This is a genomic window from Methylophaga marina (assembly GCF_030296755.1).
Lineage (GTDB): Bacteria > Pseudomonadota > Gammaproteobacteria > Nitrosococcales > Methylophagaceae > Methylophaga > Methylophaga marina.
Genome location: NZ_AP027741.1, coordinates 2,952,006 through 2,969,080, shown reverse-complemented (window position 1 = coordinate 2,969,080; position 17,075 = coordinate 2,952,006). Strand labels below are relative to the sequence as shown.

General features: G+C 43.1%; 22 protein-coding genes. 5 read left to right on the top strand and 17 right to left on the bottom strand.

Annotation, left to right across the window (positions count from 1 at the left end):
- Nucleotides 1–17: 17 nt before the first annotated feature.
- The 3 genes from QUE24_RS15070 to QUE24_RS15060 are packed head-to-tail and all read right to left on the bottom strand — an operon-like array spanning nt 18 to nt 1,830.
- A complete protein-coding gene (locus tag QUE24_RS15070) occupies nt 18–632 on the bottom strand; it encodes a glutathione S-transferase family protein (RefSeq protein ID WP_286304603.1) in 615 nt (204 codons plus the stop codon).
- Between the two features lie 40 nt (nt 633–672).
- Complete coding sequence (locus tag QUE24_RS15065) at nt 673–1,233, bottom strand: pyridoxamine 5'-phosphate oxidase family protein (protein ID WP_286304602.1); 561 nt, start codon at nt 1,231–1,233, stop codon at nt 673–675.
- Nucleotides 1,234–1,284: 51 nt separating this feature from the next.
- Nucleotides 1,285–1,830 (bottom strand): carboxymuconolactone decarboxylase family protein, encoded by a 546-nt coding sequence (locus QUE24_RS15060; protein ID WP_286304601.1) that lies wholly within the window; start codon nt 1,828–1,830, stop codon nt 1,285–1,287.
- 124 nt (nt 1,831–1,954) lie between these two features.
- On the opposite strand from QUE24_RS15060, the gene QUE24_RS15055 reads away from it, so the two are divergent.
- A complete protein-coding gene (locus QUE24_RS15055; RefSeq protein WP_286304600.1) occupies nt 1,955–2,854 on the top strand; it encodes a LysR family transcriptional regulator in 900 nt (299 codons plus the stop codon).
- A gap of 53 nt (nt 2,855–2,907) precedes the next feature.
- Here QUE24_RS15055 and QUE24_RS15050 read toward each other — a convergent pair whose 3' ends face one another.
- From QUE24_RS15050 to QUE24_RS15025, 7 genes are all read right to left on the bottom strand, one after another.
- Nucleotides 2,908–3,351 carry a DoxX family protein gene (locus QUE24_RS15050; RefSeq protein ID WP_286304599.1) on the bottom strand — a complete coding sequence of 148 codons (444 nt, stop codon included), beginning with the start codon at nt 3,349–3,351 and terminating at the stop codon, nt 2,908–2,910.
- Nucleotides 3,338–4,099, bottom strand: a complete 762-nt coding sequence (locus QUE24_RS15045) for an HvfC/BufC N-terminal domain-containing protein (protein ID WP_286304598.1) — start codon at nt 4,097–4,099, stop codon at nt 3,338–3,340. Before QUE24_RS15045 ends, QUE24_RS15050 begins: the two co-directional genes overlap by 14 nt.
- Nucleotides 4,092–4,946, bottom strand: coding sequence for an MbnB/TglH/ChrH family RiPP precursor modification enzyme (locus QUE24_RS15040; RefSeq protein ID WP_286304597.1), 855 nt, complete (start codon nt 4,944–4,946; stop codon nt 4,092–4,094). Before QUE24_RS15040 ends, QUE24_RS15045 begins: the two co-directional genes overlap by 8 nt.
- Before the next feature lie 88 nt (nt 4,947–5,034).
- Nucleotides 5,035–5,238, bottom strand: coding sequence for a BufA1 family periplasmic bufferin-type metallophore (gene bufA1, locus QUE24_RS15035; protein WP_286304596.1), 204 nt, complete (start codon nt 5,236–5,238; stop codon nt 5,035–5,037).
- 24 nt (nt 5,239–5,262) lie between these two features.
- Nucleotides 5,263–5,430: a thioredoxin family protein gene (locus QUE24_RS15900; RefSeq protein ID WP_350226595.1), complete on the bottom strand. Its 168-nt coding sequence runs from the start codon at nt 5,428–5,430 to the stop codon at nt 5,263–5,265.
- A 15-nt stretch (nt 5,431–5,445) separates the two neighbouring features.
- Nucleotides 5,446–5,580, bottom strand: coding sequence for a thioredoxin family protein (locus QUE24_RS15030; protein WP_286304595.1), 135 nt, complete (start codon nt 5,578–5,580; stop codon nt 5,446–5,448).
- A 61-nt stretch (nt 5,581–5,641) separates the two neighbouring features.
- Nucleotides 5,642–6,118, bottom strand: a complete 477-nt coding sequence (locus QUE24_RS15025; protein WP_286304594.1) for a YHS domain-containing (seleno)protein — start codon at nt 6,116–6,118, stop codon at nt 5,642–5,644.
- A gap of 505 nt (nt 6,119–6,623) precedes the next feature.
- Between QUE24_RS15025 and QUE24_RS15020 the strand changes: the two genes are divergently transcribed.
- Complete coding sequence (locus QUE24_RS15020) at nt 6,624–7,928, top strand: phospholipase D family protein (protein ID WP_286304593.1); 1,305 nt, start codon at nt 6,624–6,626, stop codon at nt 7,926–7,928.
- Between the two features lie 93 nt (nt 7,929–8,021).
- Here the strand turns inward: QUE24_RS15020 and hflC are convergent, their stop codons facing one another.
- On the bottom strand, nt 8,022–8,963 hold the full coding sequence (gene hflC / locus QUE24_RS15015; RefSeq protein WP_286304592.1) for a protease modulator HflC: 942 nt from the start codon (nt 8,961–8,963) through the stop codon (nt 8,022–8,024).
- Nucleotides 8,960–10,018, bottom strand: coding sequence for an FtsH protease activity modulator HflK (hflK, locus tag QUE24_RS15010; protein WP_286304591.1), 1,059 nt, complete (start codon nt 10,016–10,018; stop codon nt 8,960–8,962). Before hflK ends, hflC begins: the two co-directional genes overlap by 4 nt.
- An 876-nt stretch (nt 10,019–10,894) precedes the next feature.
- Here hflK and QUE24_RS15005 point away from each other — a divergent pair.
- The gene (locus QUE24_RS15005; RefSeq protein WP_286304590.1) at nt 10,895–11,233 is read left to right on the top strand and encodes a helix-turn-helix domain-containing protein; all 339 of its coding nucleotides are present in this window, start codon (nt 10,895–10,897) and stop codon (nt 11,231–11,233) included.
- Nucleotides 11,234–11,359: 126 nt separating this feature from the next.
- On the opposite strand, the gene QUE24_RS15000 is transcribed toward QUE24_RS15005, so the two are convergent.
- The gene (locus QUE24_RS15000) at nt 11,360–12,178 is read right to left on the bottom strand and encodes a DUF5677 domain-containing protein (protein WP_286304589.1); all 819 of its coding nucleotides are present in this window, start codon (nt 12,176–12,178) and stop codon (nt 11,360–11,362) included.
- Nucleotides 12,179–12,314: 136 nt separating this feature from the next.
- Here QUE24_RS15000 and QUE24_RS14995 point away from each other — a divergent pair, with 136 nt between their 5' ends.
- Both QUE24_RS14995 and QUE24_RS14990 read left to right on the top strand, forming a co-directional pair.
- Nucleotides 12,315–12,698, top strand: coding sequence for a 4a-hydroxytetrahydrobiopterin dehydratase (locus QUE24_RS14995; protein WP_286304588.1), 384 nt, complete (start codon nt 12,315–12,317; stop codon nt 12,696–12,698).
- A 17-nt stretch (nt 12,699–12,715) separates the two neighbouring features.
- Complete coding sequence (locus QUE24_RS14990; RefSeq protein ID WP_286306140.1) at nt 12,716–13,087, top strand: DUF2237 family protein; 372 nt, start codon at nt 12,716–12,718, stop codon at nt 13,085–13,087.
- Here the strand turns inward: QUE24_RS14990 and yoaA are convergent.
- From yoaA to QUE24_RS14970, 4 genes are read right to left on the bottom strand one after another with little or no spacing between them, the layout of a single operon-like run.
- Nucleotides 13,084–15,003 (bottom strand): DNA repair helicase YoaA, encoded by a 1,920-nt coding sequence (gene yoaA / locus QUE24_RS14985; protein ID WP_286304587.1) that lies wholly within the window; start codon nt 15,001–15,003, stop codon nt 13,084–13,086. The two genes, QUE24_RS14990 and yoaA, sit on opposite strands and share 4 nt — an antisense overlap.
- Nucleotides 15,000–15,911 (bottom strand): hypothetical protein, encoded by a 912-nt coding sequence (locus QUE24_RS14980; RefSeq protein WP_286304586.1) that lies wholly within the window; start codon nt 15,909–15,911, stop codon nt 15,000–15,002. The genes yoaA and QUE24_RS14980 overlap by 4 nt, the downstream gene beginning before the upstream one ends.
- Complete coding sequence (locus QUE24_RS14975) at nt 15,912–16,487, bottom strand: LemA family protein (RefSeq protein WP_286304585.1); 576 nt, start codon at nt 16,485–16,487, stop codon at nt 15,912–15,914. It lies immediately after the preceding gene.
- 18 nt (nt 16,488–16,505) lie between these two features.
- Nucleotides 16,506–17,039, bottom strand: coding sequence for a hypothetical protein (locus QUE24_RS14970; RefSeq protein ID WP_286304584.1), 534 nt, complete (start codon nt 17,037–17,039; stop codon nt 16,506–16,508).
- Nucleotides 17,040–17,075 lie beyond the last annotated feature (36 nt).

The following is a 17,075-nucleotide window of genomic DNA, read 5'->3' as shown; positions in this document are numbered from 1 at the left end:
TGTTCTCCAAAATAGATTTATAAATTAATGCCTGGCATGGATACATAGTTTGGTAAAGCTTCAAACCGTGTCAGCCACGCAGTGATGTTCTGATAGGGACTAAGATCGACCTGGCCTTCATGTGCTAAAGCCAGATAGGGATACATAGCGATATCTGCAAGACTCAGTCTGTCGACGATTAGCCATTGTTTATCAGCTAAGTGACGGTCAATGATATTCAGCAGTTTTGTCGTTGTATCTGTAGCGTGTTTAAGGTCGATAGGTCGCCCCATTTTATGATGCAGACGTAATCTTGCTGGGCCATTTTGTAGCTCATTGGCTGCTGTCGATAACCATGATGTGATATTAGCTAACTCAGCAGGATCATCCGACCAAAACCTGTCTTCACCGTATTTTTTAGCTAAATACACCAAAATAGCCTGGCTATCACGAATGACAAGACCTTGATCATCAATCACCGGTGCCTGACCAAATGGATTTAACTTCAAGAAGTCGTCACTTAACTGTTCAGATGTGCCTAAATCCAAATCATAGGTCTGATAATCCAAGCCTAAAAAAGCTAACATCAGCCGTACTTTATGGCAGTTACCCGATAATGCAATATTGTATAAAATCATTGTTTTGTCGCTCATGTAAAAGACAAATAAAATAGCTTTTTCAAACAATTACACGCTAATCATCAACTAAAAACTGTGCAAACTCATCCTGAGTATAACGAGGTGTAATGTACTTCGGACAGTTCCAGTCCACCGCGTCAATGGTGATGACAACGCCTCGCTCAACAGGTGCTCTGAAATCAGCGAGTTCAAGTTGTGCCATCAAGCCAGCGTATTCGGCTTTCTGAATCACCTCAGCATGACCCCAGATTTTAAGGCGGCGAGTTTGAGCATAATCCATCAAAAACAAACAGACTTTATTATTACCCTGAATATTGCCTACAGTGAGGTACTGTCGGTTACCACGAAAGTCAGCAAAACCAATCTGTTTATCACTCAGTACCTTGAGAAAACCTTTGGGTCCACCTCGATGCTGAATATACGGCCAGCCATCATCATTACTTGTGGCAATATAAACACTATCCCGTTGTTTGATGAATTGCTCTGTTCGCTTATCAATGCACACATCATCGGTATCTCCTTGCTCGAATACCTGATACGTTTGCCGGCTACCCATTTCAGACTGTAACTGTTTTACATTGTCTGTGAACGCGATTTTTGCAAATGCTCTGGCCATAACACCTCCTAAGAATAGTTGCCCGATCGGCAAAAGACCGGGCAATATCCGTTAAGCCGCCTGATTCAGTTCAACTTTCGGGAAGTCGATATCTACCCGACTAGCCTTACTCAGAATATTGGTTAATAAATTCATGCCCGTGTGGGTAATGACTTCAACAATATCGGCATCAGTGAAACCGGCATCACGCATTTCCTGCACTTCGGCATTCGTCACTTCGCCTGTGTGTTCAGCCAGAGTACGGGCAAACTTCACAGCAACAGCGGCTTTGGCATCCTGACTGTCGCCCTGGCGATTGGCATTGATTTCATCGGTATTTAAACCAGCTTTACGTCCAATAGCGGTGTGAGCTGATAAGCAATAGCCACATTCATTTTTCTGAGCCAGCGTCAGCGCAATTCGTTCACGTGTGACGGCGTCCAAAGAGCCATTGCCAGCAATATGATGAAAACCCAGGAACGCTTTTAAGGCATCCGGTGAGTTAGCAAAGACCCGAAGGAAGTTTGGCACAATGCCCAGTGATGATTGGATAGCAGCAAATAATTCAGCTTGTTCATTGTTGGCTATATCATCAGTGATGGTTTTGATTCTGCTCATGTTTGTTCTCCTGTTATCAGTAAATAATGCTGTTGTGTTTGCAGCGAGAACATTATTCGCTATTATCAGAAATATAATAATCAGCCAAATGATTAATTAACTATTGCATAAAGTGGAATAATGAATGGACCGACTACATTTAATGACTGTCTTCGTGGCCGTGGTTGAGAATGAAGGCTTTGCCAGTGCTGCACGTAAACTCAGACTTAGTCCTCCAGCCGTTAGTCGCGCCGTTTCAGAACTGGAAACACGTCTCGGTGTAAAGCTATTGCACAGGACAACCCGCCACCTGCAAATCACCGATGCAGGCCAGCGTTATTACAAAGATGCCAAGCAGATTGTCGCTCTATCTGAAGAAGCGGATGATGCCGTCAGAGGCAGAAATGCAACACCGAGAGGAATGGTCAGAATTACCGCCTCAGTATTATTCGGGCGGCTATATGTGATGGATGGCATTATCAGCTATTTAAAAAACTACCCTGAAATGCAGGTGGATGCTTTATTCGTTGATCGTGTCGTCAATATGCTAGAAGAGGGTGTCGATGTCGCAATTCGAATTGGTGAGTTACAGGACTCATCCTATAAAGCCATCAAAGTCGGGGCTATTCGTCGTGTGTTATGTGCGTCAACGGCATATCTGAAAGAATATGGCTATCCGAAAAAACCAGAAGATTTATCCAATCACAAAATCATTCTAGCCAGAGGACTCAGCCCCAGTAATGAGCTTAAGTTTATTGATAAAGGCAAAGCAAGCAGCGTCAGGGTTGACCCATTTTTAGCTGTCAGCGATAACTTCTCGGCAGAAAAAGCCGTATTAGCCGATATGGGCATATCACGTTTCCTGTCTTATCAGGTGGCAGAGAGCCTGGAGAGTGGGGCATTAAAAATCATTTTGAGTGATTACGAGCATCCACCCGTGCCAGTGCATGTGGTGCATAGAGAGGGTCGCTATTCTTCAGCCAGAACAAAATCCATGATTGACTGGATGGTAGAGCACCTACGTTCACAAACATCATTGAACTAAAACAAAAGGAGGCAGTGACTCTTCGTCACTCACCTCCTGATGCCGGATGAATATTAGTGACTGTTAAAAACAAATCTATCCACGGCTATTTTTCCTGGGCCCCACAATATCAAAGCAAACAGCAATCCACCCCAGATAACATGTAGTAATAACGCTGCCGCTGGCATGTCAGCGAGGCTAAAAACCGCCACAATATTAAAGATAAATAAGCCGGTAGCGGCGACCGGGGTGATTAAGCCCATTAGCAGCAACACGGGTAAAGCAATCTCTGCGGCCGTGCCAAGATAAGCCGCAATATCATGTCTTAAAAAAGGCACCATATATTCATATTCAAATAAAAACAGGGTCGATTCCCAGTCTTTTAATTTGTTAAAACCAGCAAAGAAAAAGACAGAGAACAAGTAAAACCTGACGCCCAGTAACGTTAAAGATTCAAGTACCGAACGTGCTTTTGTCAGATGTCCCAGATATGGGACGTGTAAATTAAGATAAGTCATCGTACTTCTCCTGATAGAAACCAGTGACAAGTCCTTCACTGGTGGATTGTTGTAACCACGTTTCAAAATCAAATTGAGGATTAACCTGGTCCAGTGCATCAGATATACCGTGACCAGAAAGCGTCAGCTTGATCCAATCAAGCTCTGTCTCATCCAGTTCACGAACATTGGCTTTCCAATGTGGCCGCCAAACCAGAGCATGTTGACCTGCACCATCTGTGAGTTTGATTTTTGCCTGCTGAAGAAAAGATTGGCGTTGATTTTCATCTCGGGAGTGATGTGTCAGCCAGATATCCACAACAGGATAGCTGGATTCAAGTAGCGTCACTCCAGCACAATATTGAAGTTTAAGACTTGCCAATTCCGTCTCTGTGGCAAGCTCAAATCCCATGATATTCTCTATATCAGTGGCTCGTTCAGCATGATGGCAAAGCCAATCCAGCCGGGCACAATCAGCAATAAAAGGATAATCACCCAGGCTAGCTTGCTGCTCTAACCAGTCAGGAAATGTTTTGCCCCATACACCCCAGTCACCTTCCTCTAATATTTCATGCTGGATAAACTCTTTAATCAGCGAGTTAAAGACATCCTCACCAAGTAATAGCACGACGGTTGGGTAAGTAATGGCTAAGGCTCTGTTAGCATTCATTAGCAGATTATTTCTGTAAATAGACAGTACCTCAGAGCCAAAAGATGACTCACCCTGATGCCAAAGGGCCTGTAATAGGTCTGACTGATAATTAGCCATGACCAGACACCTGATTGGCATAATCTTTAGCCATGGTGGCTTGAGTGGTGAGCTCAGACCAGTCAGGCAACTTGGTATCCCATTCAATTAAGGTGGGCACCTTACCAAAACGTTTGATGGCTGCTGAAAATGCTCTCCAACATTCATCACTCACTGGTCCACTATGATCATCAATCCACATCTCAGCTGAGGGCTCAGCTATTCCGGCTAAATGGATTTCACCGACAATGCCAGTATCTAACTCAGATATGAATTCCAAAGCGGCCTCTGAAGGTGACGGGGACTGCTGATTGACAGCGTTTACTTGAATGTTATGAACATCCAGCAACATCGCACAGCCGGTTGATTGACAAAGTAAATTGAAAAACTCTGCTTCGGGTATGATAGAGCCTGAGATGGGTAAATATGATGAAATATTTTCAATCAATAGTTGCTGACCAAAAATATCCTGCACGCGTCGAATGTTACGACACATGACATTCAACGTTTCTTTATCAAACCGGATCGGAAGCAAATCACCAGCATGAACGGTATGGCCAGCCTCATTCGACCAGCTAAAACAAGCGTGATCAGATACTAAAAAGGGTGAATAACGTTCAATCAACCGCCGCATCTTTAGGATATGGGCAAGTGGTGGGGGAGTTAAAGACCCGAAACCGAGCGAAGTCCCATGAAAGCTTAGCTTATAATTCTCAGCAATCATCTCCAGGATGGCATGTGACACACCACCATCAGCAAAAAAATTCTCAGTATGCACTTCAACGAAATCTACGGAGGCTGATTGCAAAGCCGCTTCATAATGTTTGGAACGAAGCCCCACACCCACTTGCATGATCTCAGCCTCCATAGGTTCGCACATGGTCATTAGTTAGTGAGAAGCTTTTTCGCTTCATCTTTGGATAAGCCACCAAGGTCAGTACACGTACCGGCGGGTACTAATTTCCACTCCCCGGATCATTATCCTTTTTAGACTGAGCTGCACATGAATGCGTACCCGCCTGATTGGCACAATCGTTTTGACCTGCTTTCGCTACGCCGTAGCATTTCTCTTTACTGGCAGCATAAGCATTAATCGGGGCTGTCACGCCAAGGGAAACAGTCGCAGCAATGGCGGCTGCAATAATTGCGTTATTTTTCATATCATCATTCCTTATATATAAGTATTAAGCTTCGATAGTGTGGTTAATCCACGTATGTACGTTTTCAACCGGCTGTGAACCCACGAGTGAATCAACCTCTTGGCCGTTTTTAAGCATGACCAGTGTTGGCACAGACCGCACACGAAAGGTCTCACGCACGTCGGGCATATCATCCACATCGACTTCAGCCACGCTGATATCACTACGTTATGCCGAGACTGACTCAATAATCGGTGTATAGATTTGGCAAGGGTTGCACCATGAGGCTGAGATTTTCAGTAATAAATATTCATGACGTTGTTTCTCAGCATCTAGCGCTTCATGTGATCTGATTCGTTGCATTTTTACACTCCTTAATAAAAAGCCCTGACTCAGCCAATTGAGTTAAGCCAGGGCTTATGCACTAGAACGTTTCAAGTGTTTTATCACTGAAGGTTTTGATAGTCGGCCAGGTGTCATTGGCGTTAGTGATGTAGCCTGGAATATCTTCAACCCAGATTTTTTGTACATCTTTGTTCAGGTTCAGATAAAGCTTGCCATCCACCACTCGCCAAGCCATTGGGTCGGTATCAAACTTTCTACCTTTGGTGACACCGAAGGCACAAAAGCCACCATACTGAGGGGCATATTTGCTTGGCTCGGCACGGAATAAATCACGATTCTGTTCACTGCTAAAGTGATAGATCGCATTTTTATATGTCGCTGTATATTCACTCGTGCCTTTAGTCGGTGCTGATTGAGTGAAATAAGCCACCGGGTCATAACCTTGAATAGCCAGGTCATTGGCATTGGCATTCATATCAATATCAGCTGCGAATGTCGCTGCTGAGAGGCTAAGAGCAACCGCTGCTGAGGTACTTAATAAAATGTGTTTTAACATTGTTAACATCTCCATATAGGTGTTTGTATTAATTACAGTTTTGATTCTTTAAACATTAAGTCACTGACGATTTTCGAATCAGTGGAGACATTATTTCTCATTCGGTTTTATAAAATAATAGGTCGAATGATTAAAAAACTATTACGCAAAATGAAACAATCAGGCAATGCACTCACTCAGTCACTACAGGCGACATTGGCAGTCATATTGTCTACGAAAACAAACCACGTTGATTTATAGATAACGATGAATAGTGATACTTTATGTAAATAGTCATAATTCGAAACAAAGATAAAACGTTTCTCACGTCACTCTGTATCAACCGGACTTATTGATAAACATGTCATTCAAAAGTAAACAACAACGATCTTTATTCAGCACAAAAAAGCAGAGAAGGGGTAAATGGCGTTGGCTATTGTTATTACTTTTGATATCTATTTGTGTCGCCGTCTATCACGTTTATAAGCCATTGCCTCCGGGCGTTGATTTCTCAGGCCCTCAACGAATGACGAGTGACGTGCAGTTTCTGGCAGACAGAACCTTTACTGTAAGAGGTGAACGTCAAACACAGCAGCAGATTTTCGATGAAGTGTTCGAGATGATTGCCAATGCTTGCCACCTGGTGCTGGTTGATATGTTTTTGTTTAACGACTATCAAGGCAAAAGTTCGGAACAACATCGGGCACTGTCAGATGAACTCACCCAAGCCTTAATTACACAAAAACAGCGTTATCCTGACCTGGAAATACAGCTTATTTCTGATCCCCTTAATAGTCTTTATGGCGGACTGCCTTCAAAACATTTCACTCAACTTAAAGCGGCTGGCATACCTGTCACACAAACAAAGCTGACCAAACTACGTGATAGCAACCCGACTTATTCTGGTTTTTGGCGTTTATTTGTTCAGCCATTTGGCAATAGCGAAAGTGGCTGGCTTCCGAATCCTTTTGGTGAAGGAGAAGTTTCCGCAAGAAGTTATCTCAACCTAATGAATTTCAAAGCGAATCATCGCAAACTGATCGTTGCAGATAATGGAGAAGAATTAACCGCATTAGTCACCTCAGCTAATCCACACGATGGCAGCAGCGCTCACGACAATGTCGCCTTACGTTTTAATGGCCTGGCTGCATGGGATTTACTGGAGAGTGAAAAAGCGGTGCTGGCAATGTCGGGCAAGGCTTTGCCTAAAGTGAAACTAGAGCAACCTTCTGATATTACAGAAACGAATCTTACCGTTCAGGTCGTCACTGAACAGGCCGTAGAAAAAGCCGCGTTAGCCATGATTAACCAAGCAAAACCTAACGATAAACTGGATATGGCGATGTTCTACCTATCTGATCGTGAGATTATCGACGCTCTCAAATCAGCACAAAAACGAGGCGTAACATTAAGAGTGTTACTGGACCCGAACAAAGACGCGTTCGGCAGAGAAAAGAATGGCATACCCAATCGTCCGGTCGCTTATGAATTAACACAAGCCGGAATCACCGTTCGCTGGTGCGATACCCACGGCGAACAATGTCATGCTAAATGGCTGATGCATCGCGGAGCAGACAAAACAACTATGCTGCTTGGTTCAACCAACTTCACCCGACGTAATCTGCATAACCTCAACCTTGAAACAAGTGTCGTTCTAACCGGCCCAGCCAACGCAGTAGCTTTTCGACTAGGCCAAAGCTGGTTTGATGAATCCTGGTACAACCTCTATGGCCGACATTACAGTGTCGACTATGAAAACTATGCGGATGAAAGACTTTGGCCCAGATTGTTATATCGGGCAATGGAAGCTACTGGGTTAAGTACGTTTTAGCTAAATGCAAAGAAGGGATAATTTAAAGGTGGGGTATGCCCATATCCAGAGTGCCACACCCAAGCTGGGCATGACACTCTGGTAGGCAATGATTTACTGAGCTTGCGGTTCTTCTAGATAACGGAAGAAATCAGAGTCAGCTTTGAGCATGAGCGTACTGTTCTGACCTAAAGCTCGGTAGCTTTCCAGCGTACGGAAGAAAGAATAGAACTCAGCGTCGGCACCGAAGGCATCACCATAGATTTGGGTTGCTTTGGCATCGGCTTCACCGCGAATTTTCTCGGCGTCACGTGCTGCTTCAGAGCGAATACGACGAAGATCGCGTTCCATATTACCAAGGATTTCCTGGCTACGGCCACGACCTTCAGAACGGAAACGTTCAGCAATAGACTGACGTTCTGCAATCATGCGACTTTCTACCTGACGACGAACAGATTCAATGTAATTAACCCGTTTAATACGTACATCATCTAGCTCAATACCGAGGGCTGGCATAGAGTCACGAGCTCGTTTGAGAATACCAGCTTCTAGCAGTTCACGACCTAGTTTAGGTTGTTTTTCCAGGTTGACGTCACTGCGTTCTGCCAAGGCCGGATCATCCAGCTCTTCAACATTGACCTCCCAGTCTTTCGAACGAACAATCTCTTCCAACTCAGTAGAGGAGACCATGTCTCTGACCACAGAGTCGATAATGTCGTCGAGACGGGTGCGTGCACCGGCTTCATCACGAACACTAGTCAAAAAGAGTAGGGGATCAGTAATTCTCCAGCGAGCAGTGGTATCGACAAGAATAAACTCACGACCCAACGTTGGAATCTGTGTGACATCTCCATCCCAGACCAAAAGGCGTTTGTCGAAGTAACGTACATTCTGCCAAGGCAGTTTGAACTTAAGACCGGGCTCATTAATGACGTCACCAATCGGTTCACCGAACTGGACCACAATGGCTTGTTCGGCTTCATCTACAGTGTAAAGCGTGAGGTTACCAATGATGATGACCAAGACGGCGACTAAAGCGAGTAAAGACGTTTTCATTTGTCACCTCCAGTGGCGTTACGGTTGACGTCGAGTAATGGGAGGGGAGACATCTGGCCATCTTGAACAACCAAAATTTGCCCGATATCTGGCAACATTTCATTTAAGGTTTCCAGATACAGACGTGAGCGTGTCACGACCGGCGCTTGTTGATATTCATGCAGAACAGCGCTAAAACGGGCGCTTTCACCCACGGCACGGTTTACTCGTTCTGTGGCGTAACCTTCAGCTTCTGCGACAGTACGAAGGGCAGCACCTTCCGCATTTGGGATTTCCTGATTCACTCGTTTTTGAGCTTCATTAATCATTCGCTCACGTTCTTGGCGAGCTTCATTCACTTCATTAAAAGCAGGTTGAACGGCACGAGGTGGCACCACATCCTGCATTTCAACGGTGCTGATACGAATTCCTGCATCATATTGGTCGAGTATTTCCTGAATCTCATCACCCGCTTTTTGTTGAATCTCCACCCGGCCAATAGTCAGTACTTCAGAACCGAGCATATTACCGACGATACGACGCATCACTGACTCAGAAATATCGCGAAGGGTACGTGTCGGTTCACGCATTTGGTATAGAAACTTAATAGGGTCTTCAATGCGATATTGAACCACCCATTCAACATCGATCATGTTCAGATCACCGGTGAGCATTAACGACTCATCTTCAAATTGTGCGGCACTGTATGTTGAACGCTCGCCTTGACGGGTTTTCAATGTGCTAAAACCAAACTCTTGTTTTAATACACGTTCGGTAGCAACCAGCTGTATCTTGTCAATGCCAAAAGGAATTTTGAAATGAAGACCAGGATCAGTAATACCCGTAACGGAACCGAAGCGTTTTACCACAGCGCGTTGCTCTGGTTGCACCGTGTAAAAAGATGTCATGGCGCCCCAGACAAGCAAAACAACCAGAATAATGGCAATAACACCACCACCAAAATTGCCACGTGACCGGCCACGGGCGCGACCACCGCCAGTCAACTTTTTCATTAATTCAAACAGGTCTGGCGGGCCATCAGGCTCTCGACCATTACCTTTTACGGATTGGATCATTTTTCTCTCTCCTTTGTATACGAGAGGCCAGTCTACTATTAAGGAGCGGCTATGTACGGAAACTGGTCAAAATCATCTATGACATCTATTACTATGAGGCCATTAAAGTTTTGTTGATCGATTTTTGATACAAAAACGTGTAACTTTCTTATTCAAAAACAATATGTTATGAGTTTGACGCTGATGGATTCGTATTCTGTATAAGAAATAATCTATGTATACATTGGTGAGCGGTTAAGATTATTGACTCATAACATTCATTTTTAGCGGTATCTGTCATTAAAAAACTGACTATCAGACCAGAAGCGAATTAAACAATAAGTAGAAAGGTTAATTTCTCATTTTGATGTGACAGATACTAAGAACTAGTAGATAAGAAACAACTTCATGAATGTATAGAAATGAAATCAGCTTTATTCAAAAAGAATAACTTTGCTAATTTAACAATCAAGATGAACATAAAGATTAAGTAAGCATAACTGAGTACAGATTTACGAAATCATAATTGTCAGATTGATAAGTCAACAAGCTGGAAAAAAGTATACATAACTGAATTTTGAATTTAAAAATCTGCAGGGTGATTACCCGAAATAAAAGTCAGATTTTAAATTTTGAATACCTACAAAACGACACAAAAAACATCCTCAATGACAACGGTCAATTTGTCATAAGCCATATTATAAGAACATCCCAAAGCATAATCTGAGCATCTTAAAAGTCGAGGCATTTGGCTCTCATTTTTACATCTATATAAGTTCGCATAATATATATTATGTTAAATAGAATATCTAAGAACAGTGTGAGTAATAGATGTGAGTATTTACATGCTCTTATTAAAATTAGCCTCTTCTGGCAGTTGATAAACAGATATTTAAGATGAAAAAGACATTTAGACAGGCTCGATATGCTGCCAGAATGACAAAGAAACAAGTCGCAGAATATTTGGAATTATCACCAAGAACCGTGGCCCGTTATGAGCAAACAAACTGTGCCCCTAAAGTGATTATTGAGTGTCTTTTATTGCTTGGTGGCAAGATGCCAACAATTGGAAGACGTCATTGTTTTGAAGGATGGTCTTTTGGAAATGGTTTTCTTTGGTCACCATCCGGGGAGAAATTTACCAGTAGTGAAATTCTGGCTTTGCATATCAATCAGCAGTTAGTGGATGAACTATATCGAGAGAATATGATACTCAGAAAAACAAAGAAGAAATGATGACTATAAAAAAAGGAGCATTTAATGAGTATAAACGCCCCTTCTCTTTGTACGTTCAAAATTTAAAATCTGACATTTATTTCGGGTAATCACCCTGCAGATTTTAAAATTTGAAAAATACTGTTTTTAACGATGAGCGACCTTAACAGTCGTGTTTTGCCAGACTTTTTGAACTTGTCGTCTGATTTGTTCAAAGTGAGCGTGTTGTTCAGGCTGTTTGTGTAACTCAAGTATGATGGTGATGCCATCAATCAGATAATCAGCCGCATTCATTAATAAACTGGCTAAACGATTGGTGTCTTCTGCACGTGTGGCAATACCAACGATAACTTGATGATCGTCCATTTCCAAGTCTTGTTCGACAGAATGAATTCGGCAATGTACCGTTTCGCTCAAAAACGCATATTCAGTTCGGTATTCGCTCATCAAACCAGCCATTTCAGCTTTGATGGCAGTGCTGACATCACCGCGGTTAATTTCATCAGCACTGTTAATCATGCGTTCCAAATCATTCATTTCAAGTTCTGTCAGGGCATGGACCTCAAGCTGTTTTAGATAAAAACGTGTCAGTACTTCCCTTCTTTGATCGGTGTCGCCATCTGTCATGGCTTCGAGAAAGTCTTCATGACGATAAAACGCTGCCAGATTAAATAAGGTTTCCAGCAAACAGCGTGACATGATTTCTGTTTCGTGGATCATGCCTCGTTCAGCCATTAGCAGAACGGACTGAAAGTGAGACAACATACGTTGGAAATAGAGACTTAAATAAACTTCGCTTTTATCATCAGGACGAATACGGCAGTGATTTAAAATTGATTGACCCAGCTGACTTAAATCTTCACAAACAAGGTATTGCGGGGTTTGGTGCATTTCTACACTGAGCGTGCCAGTTCTTGATTGCTCTGATAAAAACCCTGCATCCTTAAAACTTGTTTGCTCTGACATAAATTACCTCGTTGATTGCTTACTGACTCCCTATCTTACGCTTACCTGCTTTGCTTACAAACCCTGATCTGTTTTTGACTCATGATTTCATTTCTGTATAACTGGAGTGGATAGAAATAAACATAAGGAGCTAATTATGGGCTGGCGTGAAGATGGTACTGAAAAAACCTATACAGATGAAGAAGTTGAAGCGCGTTTAAAAGAAGAGCTTCCACATTGGTATTTAGAGAACGGTTGGATTCGTCGCAAATATAAAACCAGTGGTTGGAAAAGTACTTTAATGGTAGTGAATACCATTGGTCATTTAGCTGAGGCGGGTTTTCACCATCCGGATTTAACGGTGTCTTATGCCTTTGTTATCGTCAAGCTGACTAATCATGCGGCAAAAGGTATTACCGATAAAGATTTTGAGTTAGCGAAAAAATTTGAAGAAGTGGTGATGTGGCAGCCTGGACTTGATGATGGCGCCTTAGTGGGCACACCTGATGATGCTCGCTTTAAATACATTAAATATGACTAATGGAAAGTTAGATGGATATTGATGAATCGCTGAATGTCTTTGGTGAGAAGTTAGAAAGCTGCAGTGAAGATCCTCTCACAGGTTTCTACCGTGATGGTTGTTGTAATACGAGTGATGCAGACTACGGTCAGCACACAGTCTGCGTTCAAGTCAGTCAGGCATTTCTGGAATATTCACGTTTTCGTGGTAATGATTTAACCACACCGGTGAAAGAGTTTGGTTTTCCTGGTTTGAAACCAGGTGATCGTTGGTGTTTATGTGCTCAGCGCTGGTTGGAAGCATATGAGCATGATATGGCGCCTAAAATTTACCTGGCTGCCACACATCAGCGTGCCATTGAAGTGGTTCCTATGGAAGTGTTAAAAGAATATGCAGCTGATCTGAATTAGTGGTTATCAAACACGTCTGGCAAAAAAGTTTCCACATCTTCAATATTCTGACTGATTGGCATTGGCGGTAAACTCCGCATAAACACTTTGCCATAGGGTTTACTCAGAAAACGTGGATCACATAATACCAACACACCAGAGTCATGGGTATCACGAATCAAACGGCCAATTCCCTGTTTCAGCTGAATAACTGCAGCAGGGATTTGGATCGTTCGAAAGGGATTACCGCCCCGCTCTTTTAAATCATTAATGCGTGCTTCCAGCACCGGATCGCCAGGTGAAGCAAAAGGAATTTTATCAATCAACACGCAGGATAAAGCTTCTCCCCTAACGTCTACCCCTTCCCAGAAACTATTGGTACCTAGCAAAATGGCATTGCCATGACTGCGAAACTCTTCGAGCAGTTGCGTTTTAGCACCAGAACCTTGAACCAGCACGGGATAATCAGATTCTTTTAAGGCTTCAGCGACTTCATGCATCGCTTTATAACTGGTGAATAATAAGAAGATTCGCCCCTGGCTGTGCTCAATGACTGATTTTGCGACTTCTGCCACATGACTATTGTAATTCGGGTTGGATGGCTCGACCGGGATTGAGGGCATATAAAGTAAACTTTGTTTGCCGTAATCAAATGGACTTTGCCAACTGGCTGTCACTGGATCTTCCAAACCTAACTGGTGAGTAAAGTTATTAAACTTGCCTGCTACCGTGAGTGTGGCTGAAGTGAAGACCCAAGCCTGTGGTTTATCTTTTATCCAGGCTTGGAAATACTGGCTGACTTCTTGTTGCGTGGCATGCAAAATAAAACTCGAACTACGGTTGTCCAGCCATAAAACTAAGTCTGTTTGTTCGTTTTGCTGAAATATGGACAAACGTTCAATCAAATCCTGACAGCGTTGGTGACATTGTTCTAAGCCTCTGCCCCGCTCGGAAGCTGCATCGAGTTGAATTTCTAATTTCTCTAATGATTCCAGTAAGGTATCGAGCTTTTCTATAATATCTTGTGACTTTTCTAACACGGGTTGCCAGGGAACGCGTTGCTCATGTTCACCCAAGGATAGATTAAATTGATGTAAGCGATTATCTAATTGTTCTGCCGCAGTGCGGATATCGTTCATATCCGTTGCTTCAGCTTCCATTTCACGGATACTGTCTCGGCTTAACTCCTGGATTTGATGACTGCTGACCCGATGGCCGAGAAATTGACTGGCAATGGCAGGAAGTTGATGAGCTTCATCAATGATATACGCATCGGCATCAGGCAAAACCTCACCCTGACCAGATGATTTTAGTGCCATATCTGACATTAATAAATGATGATTCACCACGACAATGTCGGCTTCCTGTGCTTTACGTCTCGCTTCAACAATAAAGCATTCATCGTATTGGGGACATTGCTGCCCAAGACAATTATCAACCGTTGACGTCACTTTGGGCCACAACGGCGAGTTTTCTTCTAATAAATCCGTTTCACTTAAATCACCTGTGGTTGTTTTACCGCTCCACTCACGCAAGGTTTGCAAGGTGTGTTGATGGTATTGCTGACCGGGTTCAGATTCAGCCAGTTCCAGACGGTGATGACAGAGATAATTACTTCGGCCTTTCAATAAGGCCGTTTTTAATGGCACAGAAAGTACTTCACGAAGTTTCGGTAAGTCTTTGTTAAATAATTGATCTTGTAAGTTTTTTGTGCCCGTTGAGATAAACACTTTCTGCCCTGAAAGCATGGCTGGTGCAAGGTAGGCAAAGGTCTTACCTGTACCCGTGCCGGCTTCAGCGATGAGAATATCGCCATGCGTTAGCGCTTCACCGACCTGCCGTGCCATCTCCAATTGCTGGGTTCTACTGGTGTAACCTGAAATGTGTTTGGATAATAAACCATTGTCTGCAAATAGTTCATCAATGCGTTCGATCATACTATCCCTATTCGTTGATTTATCATCCACACCAGACAGATACCCACGATAAAAAAGCCAAGTCCACATGCATAAGCAATGCTTTTGTGACGGTTGATCAAGTTCGCTTCTGATTCAGTAGATAAAATAAATGGCTGGTCTTTCTGTGTTGATGCTTTCAGTATACTCAGTGGTTTTTCATGTGCTATGGCACCGACTTTTGCTTTCGCTTGCTGGTAAGCATCTTGTCTTGCTTGCTCCCACTCTTGCTGACTAAGCTGACCATCACGGTTGGTATCATAACGATGTAAAAGATCATTAGGATCCTGTTTCCAATCTTTTAAGGTGGCGGTCATCATATTTTTTAAACTTGTGTCTTCAACACTGGCAACGGTTTGAAAATCACCCAGCGCATAAAGATAATCCCCTTCCAGAATGGTCCATTCGGTATAACGACGTGCAGGAAAAGTATCTCGTTTGTACCAGCGATTTTTACGTTTTGTAATGACATTGGCATCATCCGGATCAATTACACACTGATCCGAAGTATCATCTAACAAGAAAATATCATCACTGCTATGTTTTTTAATGACTTTCCAGCGCGACTTGATGCGCCCTTTCCCTTCATATTCAGTGATTTGTTCTTCAATCGTATAACGAAACCAGACACATCTTGTACCTGATACCGGCGAAATAATCGGTGGGCCATCCATTAATTTAGTGGCACCAATCAGTTCTACATATCCCTGTGGTGCGGAGCGGATTTTAGCCGTTGGTACATTTTCAATCAGTCTGGCATATTTATAGTGTTTGACCATCTGATAAAACACGACGATCACTATCGCCGATAAGACGCCCGTTGCAATATAAAACTCAGTAACAGTGAGCTTATTTATCTCAATAGAAAGTGAAGCCAACCAGTCCTGCATCTAGCGTTCAAACAAGCTCTTGATATCGAGATCAACAAGTTCTTCGGATGTAAATTCAAGCAAGGTAAACGATTTAAAGCCAAAAAAGCGTGCCAGGATAACATCGGGAAATTGCTCGATACGGACGTTATTGATATTGACGCTTTCATTATAAAATTCACGTCGGTCTGCAATAGTATTTTCTAACCCCGTAATCCGAGCCTGTAAATGCTGGAATGATTGATCTGCTTTCAACTCCGGATAGGCTTCAGCTACAGCGAATAAGCTGCCTAATCCCATTCTCAATGCGCCTTCGGCAGAACCTAACGCTGAAATATCACCGTTTTGTTGAGCAGTGGCAACGGATGCGCGCGCCTGCATGACTTTTTCCAGGGTGTCCTGTTCGTACTGCATATATTGCCGACAGGTTTCGACCAGCTTGGGCAGTTCATCGTGGCGTTGTTTGAGTAATACATCAATGTTTGACCAGGCTTTACTGACATTGTGTTTGAGACTGACCAGATTGTTATAGATGATGATGAGGTAAACAACTAAAACAACAACGACAGCCCAAAATATAAATCCCGTAATAGTCATCCATTTACCCTCAAATGATTAGTCGTCTTGGTTTTCCCATACGTCGGTTTCTAGACCGTTTTCGCGGGTCCATACCCGTTCACCAATAATCTTGAATTGTGCGATAGACATGGCACCGCGCTTTTTTCGGTTACTGTCTTTTTTATTATCTAATGCATCCGCAATAGCTTCACGGCTTGCTTCATAGATTTCATCGACGTCGTAGTGCTCATCAAACAGCACTAATACAGCCAGATCCCAATCCTGTTCAGGATTTAATTGTCCAATTCTGGGACTGGCTTTACTACTATCAAAAATGGCTCGGCCTTTGATAATAATACGTTTATCCTGCCGATGCCCTTCCTTGCCGGTCGCATCAATCGGACTGTTGGGGTCATTAATCAGTGAAAGGTTGAGCGCTCTTGCTGCATCAAAGCGGGCAATCTCGCCAGTAATCGGTAAGGTGCTCCCAGTAGCTTCACGGTATTTCGCCGCAAGCTGTCGGGTTTCATGCATTAATTTATCAATGGAATAGAGGTCCATATCTACCTTGAATGTTTCTTCATTTGCCACCGATTATACATGGCAAAAAAAACGGTCTGTCCAGTT

Excerpts from the sequence above, each read along its gene's own strand:
- QUE24_RS15070 (WP_286304603.1), bottom strand. The coding sequence starts at position 632 with ATGAGCGACAAAACAATGATTTTATACAATATTGCATTATCGGGTAAC.
- QUE24_RS15065 (WP_286304602.1), bottom strand. The coding sequence starts at position 1,233 with ATGGCCAGAGCATTTGCAAAAATCGCGTTCACAGACAATGTAAAACAG.
- QUE24_RS15060 (WP_286304601.1), bottom strand. The coding sequence starts at position 1,830 with ATGAGCAGAATCAAAACCATCACTGATGATATAGCCAACAATGAACAA.
- QUE24_RS15055 (WP_286304600.1), top strand. The coding sequence starts at position 1,955 with ATGGACCGACTACATTTAATGACTGTCTTCGTGGCCGTGGTTGAGAAT.
- QUE24_RS15050 (WP_286304599.1), bottom strand. The coding sequence starts at position 3,351 with ATGACTTATCTTAATTTACACGTCCCATATCTGGGACATCTGACAAAA.
- QUE24_RS15045 (WP_286304598.1), bottom strand. The coding sequence starts at position 4,099 with ATGGCTAATTATCAGTCAGACCTATTACAGGCCCTTTGGCATCAGGGT.
- QUE24_RS15040 (WP_286304597.1), bottom strand. The coding sequence starts at position 4,946 with ATGGAGGCTGAGATCATGCAAGTGGGTGTGGGGCTTCGTTCCAAACAT.
- bufA1 (WP_286304596.1), bottom strand. The coding sequence starts at position 5,238 with ATGAAAAATAACGCAATTATTGCAGCCGCCATTGCTGCGACTGTTTCC.
- QUE24_RS15030 (WP_286304595.1), bottom strand. The coding sequence starts at position 5,580 with ATGCAACGAATCAGATCACATGAAGCGCTAGATGCTGAGAAACAACGT.
- QUE24_RS15025 (WP_286304594.1), bottom strand. The coding sequence starts at position 6,118 with ATGTTAAAACACATTTTATTAAGTACCTCAGCAGCGGTTGCTCTTAGC.
- QUE24_RS15020 (WP_286304593.1), top strand. The coding sequence starts at position 6,624 with ATGACGAGTGACGTGCAGTTTCTGGCAGACAGAACCTTTACTGTAAGA.
- hflC (WP_286304592.1), bottom strand. The coding sequence starts at position 8,963 with ATGAAAACGTCTTTACTCGCTTTAGTCGCCGTCTTGGTCATCATCATT.
- hflK (WP_286304591.1), bottom strand. The coding sequence starts at position 10,018 with ATGATCCAATCCGTAAAAGGTAATGGTCGAGAGCCTGATGGCCCGCCA.
- QUE24_RS15005 (WP_286304590.1), top strand. The coding sequence starts at position 10,895 with ATGAAAAAGACATTTAGACAGGCTCGATATGCTGCCAGAATGACAAAG.
- QUE24_RS15000 (WP_286304589.1), bottom strand. The coding sequence starts at position 12,178 with ATGTCAGAGCAAACAAGTTTTAAGGATGCAGGGTTTTTATCAGAGCAA.
- QUE24_RS14995 (WP_286304588.1), top strand. The coding sequence starts at position 12,315 with ATGGGCTGGCGTGAAGATGGTACTGAAAAAACCTATACAGATGAAGAA.
- yoaA (WP_286304587.1), bottom strand. The coding sequence starts at position 15,003 with ATGATCGAACGCATTGATGAACTATTTGCAGACAATGGTTTATTATCC.
- QUE24_RS14980 (WP_286304586.1), bottom strand. The coding sequence starts at position 15,911 with ATGCAGGACTGGTTGGCTTCACTTTCTATTGAGATAAATAAGCTCACT.
- QUE24_RS14975 (WP_286304585.1), bottom strand. The coding sequence starts at position 16,487 with ATGACTATTACGGGATTTATATTTTGGGCTGTCGTTGTTGTTTTAGTT.